Consider the following 15806-nt stretch of genomic DNA (forward strand, 5'->3'; position numbering starts at 1 on the left):
CAAGGACTTGACTGCGCCAACCCGTTCAGCAGAGCTTGGAGTTCACAACTTGTACGGGCGGCGAAGTAGCCGTTACGTCAGACGGAAAAGGGTGGCTGAGTCAATGGAGACTCCGGGGTCGCAGTCGTCGCTGCACCGGGCCAATCTCGAGCGGGTCGTACGTGCCGTACGCCTCGCCGGGTCGCTCACTCAAGCGGAGATCGCCAGGACGACGGGTCTGTCCGCGGCCACGGTCTCCAACATCGTCCGGGAGCTCAAGGACGGCGGAACGGTCGAGGTCACGCCCACCTCGGCAGGCGGTCGACGGGCCCGCAGCGTCTCGCTCAGCGGCGACGCGGGCATCGTCATCGGCGTGGACTTCGGCCATACGCACCTGCGCGTGGCCGTCGGCAACCTCGCCCACCAGGTGCTCGCCGAGGAGTCCGAGCCGCTGGACGTGGACGCGTCCGCCGCGCAGGGCTTCGACCGGGCCGAGCAGCTGGTCAACAGGCTGATCGCGGTGACAGGGGTGGACCGCGCGAAGATCGCGGGCATCGGCCTCGGTGTGCCGGGCCCCATCGACGTGGAGTCCGGGACGCTCGGCTCCACCTCGATCCTGCCGGGCTGGACCGGCACGAAGCCCGCGGAGGAGCTCAAGGACCGCCTCGGCGTCCCCGTGCACGTCGACAACGACGCCAACCTCGGCGCGCTCGGCGAGCTGGTCTGGGGGAGCGGCCGGGGGGTCAAGGACCTGGCGTACATCAAGGTCGCGAGCGGTGTCGGCGCCGGGCTCGTGATCAGCGGGCGGATCTACCGCGGCCCCGGCGGCACCGCGGGCGAGATCGGGCACATCACCCTGGACGAGTCGGGCCCGGTCTGCCGCTGCGGCAACCGCGGCTGCCTGGAGACCTTCACTGCGGCCCGCTACGTGCTTCCGCTGCTGCAGTCCAGCCACGGCACCGAGCTGACGATGGAGCGTGTCGTCTCCCTCGCGCGCGACGGGGACCCCGGCTGCCGGCGCGTGATCGCCGACGTCGGCCGGCACATCGGCAGCGGCGTGGCGAACCTGTGCAACCTCCTGAACCCGAGCAGGGTCGTCCTCGGCGGCGACCTCGCGGAGGCCGGTGAGCTGGTCCTGGGGCCCATAAGGGAGTCCGTGGGGCGCTATGCGATCCCCAGCGCGGCCCGGCAGCTGTCCGTGCTTCCCGGGGCCCTGGGGGGCCGTGCGGAGGTCCTCGGCGCACTGGCCCTCGCGCTCAGCGAAATGGGCGATTCGACCCTTTTGGATGGCTCGCTGCCCGCGACCGCACCTGCCTTCACTTAGATAACGCATGGCACCGTTGTCATCTCGTTAAGGATTTACTCCTTGACGCTGGTGTGGCGGCCGAGTTGACTTCGAGCCACCTCGGCCGCAACGACGCGGCCACGTCAGGGAGGTTGGACAGTGAACACCCATCTGCGTCGTGCCGCGATAGCCATGACCGCTACCGCGATGGCCGTTTCCCTTGCCGCTTGTGGCGAGGCCGGTGGCGGTGACAAGGGAGACGGGGACAACAAGACCATCGGTCTGTTGCTGCCCGAGAGCAAGACCACGCGTTACGAGTCCTTCGACTACCCGCTGATCAAGGCGAAGGTCAAGGATCTCTGCTCCGACTGCAAGATCAATTACAAGAACGCCTCCGAGAACGTCTCGACCCAGAAGCAGCAGTTCGACGACCTCGTCGACTCCGGCGTCAAGGTCATCATTCTCGACGCGGTCGACTCCGGTGCCACCAAGGCGTGGGTCCAGGAGGCGAAGAAGAAGGACATCAAGGTCGTGGCGTACGACCGCCTCGCCGAGGGTCCGGTCTCCGCGTATGTCTCCTTCGACAACGAGAAGATCGGCAAGCTCCAGGGTCAGGGCATCGTCGAGGCCCTTGGCGACAAGGCCAAGGACTCCAACGTCGTCATGATCAACGGCAAGGAGTCCGACCCGAACGCCGCCCTCTTCAAGAAGGGCGCGCACTCCGTCATCGACGGCAAGGTCAAGAAGGTCGTCTACGAGCAGACGGGCGAGTGGGACCCGAAGATCGCCGGCGAGAAGATGGGCACCGCCATCACCTCCCTCGGCAAGGACGGCTTCGACGCCGTCTACTCGGCCAACGACGGCATGGCGGGCGGCATCGTCGCGGCCCTGGAGTCGGCGAAGGTCAAGGACATCCCGGTCGGCGGCCAGGACGCCGAACTGGCGGGCATCCAGCGGATCCTGAAGGGCACGCAGGCCTTCAGCATCTACAAGCCGTACAAGCCGGAGGCGGAGAAGACCGCCGAGGTCGCGGTGAAGCTCCTCAAGGGCGAGAAGATCGACTCCCTGGTGACGGCCAAGCTCGACAGCCCGAGCGACAAGGGCATTCCGTCGGCCCTCGTCCAGGCCTTCGTCGTCACGAAGGACAACATCAAGGACACCGTGGTCAAGGACAAGCTCTACAAGACGAGCGAGATCTGCACCCCGGACTTCGCCAAGGCCTGCGCGGACGCCGGCATCAAGTAGCCGCGAGTTGCCGGCAACGGACTCGTACGGCGTCCCGGTCCCCCTCTCACTCACCCCGCTGCCGGGGCCCGGGACGCCGTACGTACGAACCTGCTCGCACCCTCGCTTCTGCTTCTTCCCCCCTTAGGCCCCCTTCCGAAGGGGCCTCGCCCACATCAACATCCCGCCGTACGCCATGCCCGTACGGCCTCCGCCAGCCCCTGGCGGACGAAGGAGATGGTTCACATGTCCGCTCCGCCCGTGCTGGCGTTGCGCGGCGTCTCCAAGCGCTTCGGTGCCGTTCAGGCGCTCACCGATGTCGAACTGGAAGTACACGCCGGTCAAGTGGTCGCCCTGGTCGGCGACAACGGTGCCGGTAAGTCGACCCTGGTCAAGACGATCGCCGGGGTCCACCCCATCGACGAGGGCACCATCGAGTGGGACGGCAATCCCGTCTCCATCTCGCGCCCGCACGACGCCCAGGGCCTGGGCGTCGCCACCGTCTACCAGGACCTCGCGCTCTGCGACAACCTGGACGTCGTCGCCAACCTGTTCCTCGGCCGTGAGCTCGGCCGTGCCAAGGTCCTCGACGAGGTGGGGATGGAGAAGCGAGCCAAGGAGCTCCTCGACACCCTCTCCATCCGCATCCCGAGCGTGCGCATCCCGATCGCCTCGCTCTCCGGCGGTCAGCGCCAGGTCGTCGCGATCGCCCGTGCCCTGGTCGGCGACCCCAAGCTGGTGATCCTCGACGAGCCCACCGCCGCGCTCGGCGTCGAGCAGACCGCACAGGTCCTCGACCTGGTCGAGCGGCTGCGGGAGCGCGGCCTCGCGGTGCTCCTCATCAGCCACAACATGGCCGACGTCAAGGCCGTCGCCGACGAGGTGGCCGTCCTGCGCCTCGGTCGCAACAACGGTGTCTTCAGCGTCAAGGACACCAGCAACGAAGAGATCATCGCCGCGATCACCGGAGCCACGGAGAACGCCGTGACCCGGCGCAAGGCGCGCAACGCGGAGGTCGCGAAGTGAGTGAGACCGTGAACACGCCACCGCAGGACAAGGTGGAGGCCGAGGCTCCGGCCGCCGCCGCGATCCCGGCCATCGACCCGCGTCTGCTCGTCCGCGAGCAGGGTTTCGCCGGTTACCTCACCGAGTTCAAGCGGAAGATCAAGGGCGGTGAGCTCGGCTCCATACCGGTCGTCACCGGTCTCATCGTGATCTGGGCGATCTTCGAGATCACCACCGGACGCTTCCTCGACCCGTCCAACCTCAGCAACATCGCGCAGTACATCGTCGGCCCCGGCCTCATCGCCACCGGCATCGTCTTCGTGCTGCTGCTCGGCGAGATCGACCTGTCGGTCGGCTCCGTCGCCGGTCTGACGGCCGCGATCAGCTCGGTCCTCGCGATCAAGCAGGACGTGAACGAGCTGCTGGCCGTCCTCATCGGCCTGGCCGCCGCCGGCGCGATCGGTGCCCTGCACGGCTTCTTCTTCGCCAAGATCGGCGTCCCGGCCTTCGTCGTGACCCTCGCCGGCTTCCTGGGCTGGAGCGGCCTGCAGCTGTACGTCCTCGGCAACACGCTGAGTCTGAACAACATCTCCGACGGCATCATCTACAACCTGAACAACTACTACTTCAGCGATGTCGCCGCCGCCTACGGCCTGGCGACCGTCGCGGTCGCCGCGTACGCCTACTCCCAGTGGAGCCAGCGTCTGCGCCGCAAGGCCGCCGACCTGCCGCACCGCCCGGTCAGCGAGCTGGCCCTGCGGACCGCGGTCGTCGCCGTCCTGGCCTACGTCGTGGCCTTCGTCCTGAACCAGGAGGACGGCCTGCCGCTCGGCCTGACCGTCTTCGTCGGCGTCGTCGTCCTGGCCAGCTTCGTGCTGCGCCGCACCAACTACGGCCGCCAGGTCTTCGCGGTCGGCGGTGGCGTCGAGGCCGCCCGCAGGGCCGGCATCAACGTCGTGTGGATCCGGATCTCCGTCTTCACGATCTCCGGCTTCCTCGGCGGCCTGGGCGGCCTGTTCATCGCCTCCCAGTCCGGCGTCGCCGACTCGAACCTGGGCGGCGGCGACACCCTGATGCTGGCGATCGCCGCGGCGGTCATCGGCGGCACCAGCCTCTTCGGCGGCCGGGGCACCCCCTGGTCGGCGCTGCTCGGCATCCTGGTCATCCAGTCGATCATGACGGGCCTGTACATGTCGGGCAGCTCCAGCAAGGCCGTGCAGTCGATGATCACCGGCGCCGTGCTGCTCGCCGCGGTGGTCCTCGACTCCGTGTCCCGCAGGAGCCAGAAGGCGGCGGGCCGCGCCTGACCCCCGCCCCCGGGCGCTGCCGTCATCCGATCGGCAGCAGCCCCGCATGAACCCTGTGCCCGGCGTCAACGGTGACGCCGGGCACAGTCATGACCCGATCGCGTGACGCGGAACTCACGGCCCGGACGCCGTCGGCAGCGGCGGAACATTAGACTCAACAAGCCCGGCAACATCCGGTCAACGCTCGAACAGCTCTACTGCAAGGAGGCACGGGTGCCGCTGCTGACCCGCATCAGGGGACCGCGCGATCTGGACCGGCTCAGCCCGGAGGAGCTGAACCAGCTGGCCGGCGAGATCCGCGCCTTCCTCGTCGACGCAGTCTCCAAGACAGGCGGCCACCTGGGCCCCAACCTCGGTGTGGTCGAGCTCACCATCGCCATGCACCGCGTCTTCGAGTCACCTCAGGACAAGGTGCTCTTCGACACCGGCCACCAGAGCTACGTGCACAAGCTGCTCACCGGCCGCCAGGACTTCGCCAAGCTGCGCACCAAGGGCGGCATCTCCGGCTACCCCGCGCGCGCCGAGTCCGAGCACGACGTGATCGAGAACTCGCACGCCTCGACGGTTCTCGGCTGGGCCGACGGTCTCGCCAAGGCCAACGAGGTGCGGGGCAAGGACGACCACGTCGTCGCCGTCATCGGTGACGGCGCGCTCACCGGCGGCATGGCCTGGGAGGCGCTGAACAACATCGCCGCCGCCAAGGACCGCCCCCTGGTGATCGTCGTCAACGACAACGAGCGTTCGTACGCCCCGACCATCGGCGGCCTCGCGAACCACCTGGCGACCCTGCGCACCACCGACGGCTACGAGCGCTTCCTGGCCCGCGGCAAGGACATCCTGGAGCGCACCCCGGTCGTCGGCAGGCCCCTCTACGAGACGCTGCACGGCGCCAAGAAGGGCCTGAAGGACTTCATCGCCCCGCAGGGCATGTTCGAGGACCTCGGCCTGAAGTACGTCGGCCCGATCGACGGCCACGACATCGAGGCCCTGGAGTCCGCCCTGACGCGCGCCAAGCGCTTCGGCGGACCGGTGATCGTGCACTGCATCACCGAGAAGGGCCGCGGCTACAAGCCCGCCGAGGAGGACGACGCCGACCACTTCCACGGCATCGGCCCGATCCACCCCGACACCGGCCTGCCCATCGCGGCGGGCGGCATGGACTGGACGTCCGTCTTCGGCGAGGAGATGGTCAAGCTCGGCCGCGAGCGCGAGGACATCGTCGCCATCACGGCCGCCATGCTCCAGCCGGTCGGCCTGAAGAAGTTCGCCGAGGAGTTCCCCGACCGCGTCTACGACGTGGGCATCGCCGAGCAGCACGCCGCGGTCAGCGCCGCGGGTCTGGCCACCGGCGGCCTGCACCCCGTCTTCGCCGTCTACGCCACCTTCCTCAACCGCGCCTTCGACCAGCTCCTCATGGACGTGGCCCTGCACAAGTGCGGCGTCACCTTCGTCCTGGACCGCGCGGGCGTCACCGGCACGGACGGCGCCTCGCACAACGGCATGTGGGACATGTCGATCCTGCAGTGCGTGCCGACCCTGCGGATCGCCGCCCCGCGCGACGCCGACCAGGTCCGCCTCCAGCTGCGCGAGGCCGTCGAGGTCGACGACGCCCCGACCGTCGTCCGCTACTCGAAGGGCGCGGTGGGCCCCGCGGTCAAGGCGGTCGGCAAGGTCGGCGGCATGGACGTCCTGCGCAAGGCGGGCACCAGCCGTCCCGACGTCCTCCTCGTCTCCGTGGGCGCCCTCGCGCCCATGTGCCTGGAGATCGCCGGTCTCCTGGACAAGCAGGGCATCACGACCACCGTCGTCGACCCCCGCTGGGTCAAGCCCGTCGACGAGGCGCTCGCCCCGCTCGCCGAGCAGCACCGCGTCGTGGTCACCGTCGAGGACAACTCGCGCGCGGGCGGAGTCGGTTCGGCCGTCTCCCAGGCACTGCGCGACGCGGGCGTCGACGTACCGCTGCGCGACTTCGGCATCCCGCCGCGCTTCCTCGACCACGCCTCGCGCAAGGAGATCCTCGCCGAGATCGGTCTGACCGCCCCGGACATCTCCCGCCAGGTGACCGGCCTGGTCGCCAAGCTCGACGGACGGTACGAGCGCACGGCCGCCGTCGACTCCGTCGAGGCCGGGGAGCCCGCGCGCGACTGAGTCAACCCGCACCGCCGAAGGGCCTGCTTCACCACCCTGTACGGGTGGTCGAGCAGGCCCATTCGCGTGAATAGGCTCGCGCCGGGGCTTACGGGGTACCCGCCCTCTCGATCATGTCGGGGACGACAAGCGTGGGAGGTACGCCCGTGAGCAGCAGTCTCTTCAGGACGAAGAGCGTCGAGCAGTCCATCAGGGACACAGAGGAGCCGGAGCACGCGCTCAAGAAGTCCCTGTCCGCCCTCGATCTCACGGTCTTCGGCGTCGGTGTCATCATCGGCACCGGCATCTTCGTACTGACCGGAAAGATCGCCAAGGAGACGGCGGGGCCCTCGGTCGCCATCGCCTTCGTCGTCGCGGGACTCGTCTGCGCCCTCGCGGCGCTCTGTTACGCCGAATTCGCCTCGACGGTGCCGGTGGCGGGATCGGCGTACACCTTCTCGTACGCCTCGCTGGGCGAGTTCCCCGCCTGGATCATCGGCTGGGACCTCATCCTGGAACTCGCGCTCGGCTGCGCGGTGGTCGCCGTCGGCTGGTCCGGCTACATCCGCTCGCTCCTCGACTCGGCGGGCTGGCACCTTCCGCAGGCGCTGAGCGGAACCCACGAGGGCTCCTTCGGCTTCGACATCCTGGCCTGCCTGCTCGTGATCGTCCTGACCGGCATCCTGGTCGCCGGGATGAAGCTGTCCTCGCGGGTCACCAATGTCATCGTCGCCGTCAAGGTCACGGTGGTGCTCCTGGTCGTCATCGTCGGCGCCCTCTTCATCACCGGCTCCAACTACGACCCCTTCGTCCCGCCGTCCGAGCCCGCCGAGGGCGGCGGCGGCATCACGGCGCCCCTGGTCCAGCTGATGTTCGGCTTCACGCCCTCGCACTTCGGCGTGATGGGCATCTTCACCGCGGCGGCCGTGGTCTTCTTCGCGTTCATCGGCTTCGACATCGTCGCCACCGCCGCGGAGGAGACGCACAACCCGCAGCGTGACGTGCCGCGCGGCATCCTCGGCTCGCTCTTCATCTGCACGATCCTGTACGTCGCCGTCTCCGTCGTCGTCACGGGCATGCAGAAATACACCGAACTCTCCACGGACGCACCGCTCGCGGACGCCTTCAAGGCCGTCGGGCACCCGTTCTGGGCGGGCCTGATCAGCTTCGGCGCCGCGGTCGGCCTGACCTCGGTCTGCATGATCCTGCTGCTCGGCCAGACCCGCGTCTTCTTCGCGATGAGCCGCGACGGACTGCTGCCCCTGACCTTCTCCAAGGTCCACCCCAAGTTCGGCACCCCCTACCGCTCGACGCTGCTGCTCGGCGGGATCGTCGCGATCGTCGCGGGCTTCACCTCCATCGACGAACTGGCCGAACTGGTCAACATCGGGACGCTGTTCGCCTTCGTGGTGGTGGCCATCGGCGTCGTCCTGCTCCGCAAGCAGCGCCCCGACCTGCCGCGCGCCTTCCGCACCCCGCTGGTGCCCTTCGTCCCGATCCTGTCGGTGCTCGCCTCGCTGTGGCTGATGCTGAACCTGCCCGCGGAGACCTGGCTGCGGTTCGGGGTCTGGATGGTCATCGGCGTGGTGATCTACTTCGCGTACGGGCGTTCGCACAGCCGCCTGCACCGGCGTGACCCGCACGCTGACAACGCACGGTAGTCGCCGCTCTCCGGCACTCTTCGGTACTCCTTCACATCCGGCCCCGTATGTCCCGTTCCGGCGGGAACTGCGGGGCCGGATAGCGTGCACCGTATGCTCGTCGAGCCCGCCGTATCGCTACGTTCCGTAAACACCCTTCGGGGGCCGGGTGTGTCCGGGGGGCGCGCCCCCGGTGGCAGGGGCGCCTACTGGGCACGTCTGCTCCCGCTGCTCGCCGCCCTGGCGTGCGTGACCCGGCTGCCCTCACTGCGGGGGCCGCTGTGGAACCCCGACGAGGGCTATCTCGCCGTACAGGCCCGGATATTGGCGCACGGCGGCGAGCTCTACGAGACGGTCGTCGACCGCAAGCCGCCGCTCGTCCCCTGGCTGTACGAGGGGTCCTTCGCGCTCTTCGGCGACTCCTCGCTCCTGCCGCTCAAGGCGCTCGCCGTCACCGCCCAGCTCCTGACGGCGGTGCTCCTGGCCTCGCTGGCCCGGCGGCGCTGGGGGAACCGGGCGGGCCGTACCGCGGGCGTGCTCTACCTGCTGATCTCGATCGGCCTGAACCCGCAGGACGCCCAGGCGGCCACCTTCGAGATCTTCATGCTGCCGTGCACGGCCGCCGCCATGTGGTGCGCGGACCGCCGCAGATGGGGCGCCGCGGGCGCGGCGGTGGCCTGCGCGTTCCTCGCCAAGCAGACCGGGGGAGCGGTGCTCCTGCCGGTGGCCTGGCTGCTGTGGCGTGCCGGGGCCGCCCGGTGGTGCGCGGCGCGCCTCGCGGCGGGCCTGTGCGGTCCCGTCGTCGCCGCTGCCGTCCTGACGAACCCCTCGGGCTTCGTGTTCTGGACGGTGACGGGTTCGGGCGCCTACGCCTCCTTCACCGGCTCCGAACTCCATGTGCTCGGGCGGGGCCTGGTGAACGCGGCGGTCCTCGCCGGGGCCTGCGCGGGGATCATCCCGCCGGTCGTACGTGTCCTGCGCGTCGCCCGCACCGGGGCCGCGGAGCTGTGGCTGTGGCTCGCCTCATCGGCGGCCGCGGTATTGGTCGGCTTCCACTTCTTCGGCCACTACTACCTGCAACTGATGCCGCCGCTCGCCCTGTTGGGCACGGCGGCGCTGCAGACCCTGCCGCGTGAGCGCACGGCGAGGGCGGTCGTCGTCACGGGGTGCTCGTGTGCGGTGTTCCTGACCTGGGGGTTCCTCGCGCCGCGGCCCGAACTGGCGCATGCGGCACGGCTCGCGGACGCGGTCGAGTCCCGTACCGGAGCGGGGGACAAGGTCCTGGTGTGGGGGATACACCCGGAGACGTACTGGCTCGCCGACCGCGCCCCCGCCAGCCGCTACCTCACGGCCGGGCTGCTCACCAACTACAGCGGGGGCCGCAACGGGCCGCAGGTGGGGGAGAAGTACGCGGTCGACGGCGCCTGGCCCGTCTTCCGCGAGGAGCTGCGGCGCCATCCGCCGGCGCTCGTGGTCGACGACTCGCGGGGCAAACCGTACGGCCCGCACCGGGTGCCGTCGCTGCGGCGGGTGCTCGCGGCGGACTACCGGCCGGTGCTGCGGGTCGGGGGAGCGGTGGTGTACGCGCGGACGGCTGATCCGGGGCGGGCCGGAGGCTAGTCTGCGCGCCGCCAGGTGCCTGCGACGTCCGCAAGGGCCTCGACGGCCTCCGCCGAGCGGTCGCGGTCCTCGCGGATCCGCAGCCCGAACTCGATGTGCAGGAACGGCACGTCGTGCGTCGCCGCCGCCCGGCCCTGCAGATTGGAGCGGCCCGCGAGGGGACAGGACCTGGCCCAGGCGCGGCAGACGTCGTAGCCCCGCTCGCGCAGCGCGTCGGCGAGGTCGCGGCCCTCGGCGACGGCCTCCCTGCCCCGGCCCGTCGAGGCGACGACATCGTGCTTGGGCGCGGACTGGTCGTCCATCCCGTGCAGCTGTACGCCGGGCAGACCGCGGCGCGCCAGTTCGGCGCAGATGGCGTGGAAGACGCTGTCCCTGCGGTGCGCCACATCCGCCTCGTCACCGCGCCCGGCTTTGCGATGTGCTCCCGCGACGACCAGTACGCCGCCGGGTGAGCGGCTCAGGAGCTCCGCGCCCAGCCGTTCCGTGTGCCGGTCGGCGACGGGGTGCGGAACCTGGACCGACCAGCGGACGGGCGAGTCCAGGTCGATGTAGACGCGCCCCCAGCCGCGCGGCGCCGAACCCTCCTCGGAGCGATCGGCGACCTCGGCGAACCGTCGCCCGCCCGCCGGATCGGTGATCGTACGGACCGCGAAGTCCACGTCGTCGAGCCGCCGTTCGGCCGCCGCGCGCTCGCGATCGAGGAGCAGTGCGATCCCCGCGGCCATCGTGCGCCGGTCGTCGCGGGTGGGACGGCGGTATCCGCTGTCCTCGCCGAAGCCGGAGGCGTAGTCGGTGACCAGGCGCTCCAGGCCGCGGCCGGCGGGCTCCCGGTCCTCGTCCGAGGGGTCGCCCGCGCACCGCACGAGGCCGAGGATTCCGGCCGCCGTGACGGCGAGGACGCAGAGCTTCTTTGCGATCGTCATCGGCTCGGTGGGGGAGTGCGGGGGTGCTCCATGGTCCTACGAAGATAAGGGCGCGCCTGCGGCGCCCGGCGGAGGGGGCGTGCGTCTCCTGATGTAAGGGAGGTAGGACGTTCGACGCGACCTAGCTCACATTTTCCGTATCTCGTGCATCCATTCGGTTCCCTCGTAAGTCAAAGCTCTCCGGAACGCATCACTCTGCGCTTGCGCGGCCGCGCGCCACCGCATGCCCCCGCGTCACCTCACGTCCCTGCACCACTTCATGTCCCCGCACCACATCACGTTCCTGCGTGACTCCAGGAGAGGAGCCTCCCTTGGCCGCTTCGCGTTCGAAGCGGCGGCACAAGGTCCGCCGAAGGACCGACATGTCCCTGATCGGTGGCATACGTCCACCGATCGCCGTGCTGTCGGTCCTGCTCCTCGCCCTCGCGGGCATTACCGCCCTCACTCTCGGCCGCGCAGGCCAGGAAGCCGTGCCCAAGGCGGTCAAGTCGTCCCAGCAGCACTTCGCCGAGGACGGCGCCATCGCGCTGCGCGCCTCCATCGACGAGTCCGTCACCGACCTGACCCGCAGCGCCGAGCTCTTCAGCGCCGGCGACCCGGTCCCCGCGGACGCCGTCCTCGACAAGATCGGCAGCGTCTACCAGAAGTGGATGGGCACCGCGGTCGTCGAGATCTCCTCGGGCAAGCTCCTCGCCGCCCGCGGCGAGAACCTGCCGCTGACCGCCATCGACCGCGGCAAGCTCGCGGACAAGGACGGCCTGGCCCCGCGCATGGTGCGCCTGGAGAACGGCGAGACGCGCCTGCTCTCCTTCGCCCTGCTCACCTGGAAGGGAGAGCCGCAGCAGCTCCTCGTCGCGTCGAGCAGCCTGCGCTTCCCCGGCATCAGCCTCGGCGCGTCCCGCTCCATCGCCGTCGTCAGCCATGACGGCAGCGTCCTCAGCCAGGACGGCATCCCCGAGCCCGAGCAGGTCAGCGGCGACGGCCGCCGCGAGGAGATCAAACGGGCCGAGGAACAGCTCAAGACGTTCGCCACATCCGCCGCCAAGAAGACCCGCGAGCACCCGATCATGTCCAAGGAGCCGGGCTCCGGCGGCTTCGCGGGCGTCAGCGGCCACCTCACCGGCGAGGAACAGCTCGGCAAACGGACCGTCGCCGGGTACGCGAGCCTCGCCGCGCCCGAAGCGGGCGAGACCACCATGGCCACCGAGCTCGGCCTCTCCGTCGTCGCGATGGTCCCCGTCACCGAGGACCGCAAGGCCACCAACAGCTCCGCCTTCGGGCTGCTCGCCGCGGCCGCCCTGCTGCTCATCGGCGGCGTCACGGTCTTCCTGCTCCTGCGCACCGTGCAGCGCCCGCTGATCCAGCTGTTCCTGGAAGGCCGCAGGCTCACCCGCGGCGACCTCGAACGGCCGGTCTCCGTACCGCGCAGCGGCGAGGCCGCCCGCATCGGCGCCGCCCTCGAACGCCTGCGCCGCCAGCTGCTCGGCGCGCCCACCGACCAGCAGGACAGGCCCGCCCGCCGGGGCAAGCGGGGCAGCCGCACGCTCCTCGCGGTCTGCGCGGTGCTCCTGCTCGCCTGGTCCGCGCCCCTCATGCTGCTGCTCAACCGCGCGGGCGACGGCGTCGACATCCCGCAGCAGATGGTCGCCGACCAGCGCGAGCGCACCAACACCCTCACCGACCGGGTGCGCCGCGCCCTCAACGAGGGCCACGCCGACCTCACCTCGGTCGCCACCCTCATCGGGGACCGCACCGAGGCCTCGGACATGACCAAGGTCCTCGAAGGGACCCTGCACCAGCACACCCGCTACGAGTCCCTGTACGTCCTCGACGCCTCGGGCAAGGTTCTCGCCCGGGCGGGCGACGACCCCCGCAGCCCGGCCGGCGAAGGCGCATCCACGCAGCCGGTCCGGGTCATCGACGAGGGCGGCAAGAAGCCGGTGATCCTCGGCACGGCCGAGGTGCCGGGCCGCAAGGGCGCCGCCGTGGTCGGCGAGTTCCGCATCGAGTTCCTCAACTCGCTGCTGGCCCGCCCCGGCCTCGGCGAGGTCCGCGTGGTCGACGACAAGCGCAGGGTGATCGGCGCCAACACCGGCTACCGCGAGTTCCAGGACCTGCCCGGCGGCCGTATCACCGAGCTCGCGAAGTCCGTCGCGGGCAAGGGCGTCGAGAAGCCGCGCGCCGACGGAGCCCTGCACCGGGACGGCGGCGACGTCCGGATCGCGGCGGCGGCCCCGTTCGCGGGCGGCGGCGTCGCCCAGTCCCTCAACTGGACCGTGGTCACCTGGCAGCCCGCATCAGGCCTCGCCATCCCCGAGTACAGCCTCCAGAACCGCACCGTCCTCGCCGGTCTGCTCGGCATCACCGCGGCGGCCGCCTGTCTCGGCTGGCTGCACATCGTCGTCGTACGGCCGCTGCGGCACCTCGCCGACCAGGCCGAGGCACTCGCCGACGGAGACCGCCGCACCGTCCTCTACCCGCGCCACCACGACGAGGTCGGCGCCGTCACCCGCAGCCTGGAACTCATCAGGCAGCAACTGCCGACGGGCACACAGCGCAAGCGGGACGGCGTCACGGCCGGCCTCGCCGGAAGGAACTGAACCCCGTGCTCTTCCTCTACACCGTGCTCGTGGTGTGCGGCGCCATCCTGCTGGCGGCCGGGATCGTCGAACAGCGACGGCACTTCACCAACCTGGAGCACATACCGTCGCGGGTGCTCGTCAACGGCATCCGCGGCAAGTCCTCCATCACCCGCCTGTGCGCGGGCGCCCTGCGCGGCGGCGGGCTCAACACGGTCGCCAAGACCACCGGCACCGCGGCCCGGTTCATCCACCCCGACGCCACCGAGGAGCCCGTCTACCGCAAGTTCGGCATCGCCAACGTCGTCGAGCAGATCGGCATCGTGCGGCGGGCCGCGGCGTACGACCCGGACGCCCTGGTCATCGAGTGCATGGCGGTCATGCCCGCGCTCCAGGAGATCAACCAGTCCAAGCTGATCCGCTCCACCATCGGCGTGCTCTGCAACGTCCGTGAGGACCACCTCGCCGAGATGGGCCCGACCCTCGACGACGTGGCGCGCTCGCTGTGCCGTTCCATGCCGGAGAACGGCATCTGCGTCACCGCCGAGAAGGATCGTTTCGACATCCTCCAGGAGGAGGCCGACGCCCGTAACTGCGAGCTGATCTACGCCGACCCCGAGACGGTGACGGACGACGAGCTGCGCGGCTTCAGCTGGTTCACCTTCAAGGAGAACGTGTCGATCGCGCTCAAGGTCGCCGAACTCCTCGGCGTCGGCCGCGAGGTCGCGCTCCAGGGCATGTACGACGCCCCGCCGGACCCCGGTGTCCTCTCGGTCGAGCGGTACGCCACCGAGGACGGCAAGAAGGTGCGCTTCGCCAACGTCTTCGCGGCCAACGACCCCGAGTCGACGCTGATGAACATCAACCAGCTGCTCGACCTCGGCGCCATCCACCGCCCGCTCCACGTGGTCATCAACTGCCGTCCCGACCGCGTCGAGCGCAACGGTCAGATGGGCGAGATCATCCCCGACCTCAAGCCGGAGAAGGTCTTCGTCATCGGTCACCCCGCCAAGTCCGCCATCGACGCGATCCCCGCCGACTGGCGCGGGCGCGCGGTGGACCTCGGCGGCGACCGGCGTGACCCCGAGGAGTTCATGCACGAGATGCTCGCGCAGCTCGGCCCCGACTCCTCGCTCGTGGCGATCGGCAACATCCACGGCCAGGGCGAGCTGCTCCTCGAACACCTCGCGGAGCTGCCGCCGGACGAGAGCGAGGAGCAGGCCCCCGAGGAGCCCGCCCCGTTCTACGAGCCGCACGTCGATCCCTACCAGCACTACCCGGAGGCGTACGAGTCGCGGTACTCCACGGCCCAGCTCCAGCAGGTCCAGCTCCAGCAGGCCCAGATCCCGCAGGTCCCGCATCAGCAGGCCTCGCACCAGCAGGCCTCGCACCAGCAGGTTCCGCATCAGCAGGCCCCGCACCAGCACGCCCAGACCTACGCGCCGCAAGAGCACTACCAGCAACACCAGTACTACCAACAGGACCAGCAGCCCCAACAGCAGCAGCCCCAACAGCATCAGCAGCCCCAACCCCCCGCGCCCCGCGGCATGTTCGAGCCGAGGGTCGCCCCCGTACCGCCCGCCCAAGACGACGACCAGCAGTGGCACAGCCCAGGAGAGCCCCGTTGATTCCCTCCGTCCTCACCCCCGAGATCGCCGCGGTCGGCATCGCGCTCGGGCTGCTCTTCTCCCTGGTCTGCTATCTGACGACCAACCTCTCGCCCGGCGGCATGATCACCCCGGGCTGGCTCGCGCTGACCCTCGTCGAGGACCTGCAGCGCGCGGCCATGGTGCTCGGCGTGACCGTACTGACCTACGTCGGCACCCTGACGATGCAGAAGTTCGTGATCCTCTACGGCAAGCGCCTGTTCGCCGCGGTCGTGCTGCTCGGCGTCACCCTCCAGGCGACCGTGATGATCGTCCTGTCGATCGAGTTCCCGCTCATGTACGCGAATCAGACGCTCGGGTTCATCGTCCCCGGCCTGATCGCCTACCAGCTGGTGCGCCAGCCCAAGGGCCCCACGCTGCTCGCCACGGGCTCGGTGACGCTCATGGCCTACGTCGTCCTCACCGCCGGGATCCTCCTCGGCTTCATGCCGTCCGCCTGATTCGCAGGAG

11 protein-coding genes are annotated in these 15806 nt (G+C 70.0%); 10 read left to right on the top strand and 1 reads right to left on the bottom strand.

Going from position 1 to position 15806, the window contains the following annotated elements; genetic code table 11:
- The first annotated feature begins 103 nt into the window (after positions 1-103).
- The 7 genes from ABZ906_RS01225 (at position 104) to ABZ906_RS01255 (ending at position 10187) form a co-directional block, all read left to right on the top strand.
- The gene (locus ABZ906_RS01225; protein ID WP_361194909.1) at positions 104-1303 is read left to right on the top strand and encodes an ROK family transcriptional regulator; all 1200 of its coding nucleotides are present in this window, start codon (positions 104-106) and stop codon (positions 1301-1303) included.
- A 120-nt stretch (positions 1304-1423) separates the two neighbouring features.
- Positions 1424-2509: a substrate-binding domain-containing protein gene (locus ABZ906_RS01230; protein WP_361194907.1), complete on the top strand. Its 1086-nt coding sequence runs from the start codon at positions 1424-1426 to the stop codon at positions 2507-2509.
- Between the two features lie 216 nt (positions 2510-2725).
- Positions 2726-3514, top strand: coding sequence for an ATP-binding cassette domain-containing protein (locus ABZ906_RS01235; RefSeq protein WP_361194905.1), 789 nt, complete (start codon positions 2726-2728; stop codon positions 3512-3514).
- The gene (locus ABZ906_RS01240; RefSeq protein WP_361194903.1) at positions 3511-4800 is read left to right on the top strand and encodes a sugar ABC transporter permease; all 1290 of its coding nucleotides are present in this window, start codon (positions 3511-3513) and stop codon (positions 4798-4800) included. Before ABZ906_RS01235 ends, ABZ906_RS01240 begins: the two co-directional genes overlap by 4 nt.
- Before the next feature lie 213 nt (positions 4801-5013).
- Positions 5014-6948, top strand: a complete 1935-nt coding sequence (dxs, locus tag ABZ906_RS01245) for a 1-deoxy-D-xylulose-5-phosphate synthase (RefSeq protein WP_361194901.1) — start codon at positions 5014-5016, stop codon at positions 6946-6948.
- Positions 6949-7061: 113 nt separating this feature from the next.
- Positions 7062-8588: an amino acid permease gene (locus tag ABZ906_RS01250; protein WP_361375947.1), complete on the top strand. Its 1527-nt coding sequence runs from the start codon at positions 7062-7064 to the stop codon at positions 8586-8588.
- Positions 8589-8681: 93 nt separating this feature from the next.
- Complete coding sequence (locus ABZ906_RS01255) at positions 8682-10187, top strand: glycosyltransferase family 39 protein (RefSeq protein WP_361375951.1); 1506 nt, start codon at positions 8682-8684, stop codon at positions 10185-10187.
- Here the strand turns inward: ABZ906_RS01255 and ABZ906_RS01260 are convergent.
- A complete protein-coding gene (locus tag ABZ906_RS01260) occupies positions 10184-11110 on the bottom strand; it encodes a hypothetical protein (RefSeq protein WP_361375954.1) in 927 nt (308 codons plus the stop codon). The genes ABZ906_RS01255 and ABZ906_RS01260 overlap by 4 nt on opposite strands.
- A 362-nt stretch (positions 11111-11472) precedes the next feature.
- Here ABZ906_RS01260 and ABZ906_RS01265 point away from each other — a divergent pair, with 362 nt between their 5' ends.
- Genes ABZ906_RS01265 through ABZ906_RS01275 form a run of 3 tightly spaced genes read left to right on the top strand, consistent with a single transcriptional unit; the run spans position 11473 to position 15796 of the window.
- A complete protein-coding gene (locus tag ABZ906_RS01265) occupies positions 11473-13710 on the top strand; it encodes a HAMP domain-containing protein (protein ID WP_361375957.1) in 2238 nt (745 codons plus the stop codon).
- A 5-nt stretch (positions 13711-13715) separates the two neighbouring features.
- Positions 13716-15317, top strand: a complete 1602-nt coding sequence (gene pgsB / locus ABZ906_RS01270; RefSeq protein ID WP_361375960.1) for a poly-gamma-glutamate synthase PgsB — start codon at positions 13716-13718, stop codon at positions 15315-15317.
- On the top strand, positions 15314-15796 hold the full coding sequence (locus tag ABZ906_RS01275; protein ID WP_361194889.1) for a poly-gamma-glutamate biosynthesis protein PgsC/CapC: 483 nt from the start codon (positions 15314-15316) through the stop codon (positions 15794-15796). The genes pgsB and ABZ906_RS01275 overlap by 4 nt, the downstream gene beginning before the upstream one ends.
- Positions 15797-15806 lie beyond the last annotated feature (10 nt).

The sequence above is a fragment of the Streptomyces sp. NPDC046925 genome, from assembly GCF_040644915.1.
In the GTDB taxonomy this organism is placed as follows: domain Bacteria; phylum Actinomycetota; class Actinomycetes; order Streptomycetales; family Streptomycetaceae; genus Streptomyces.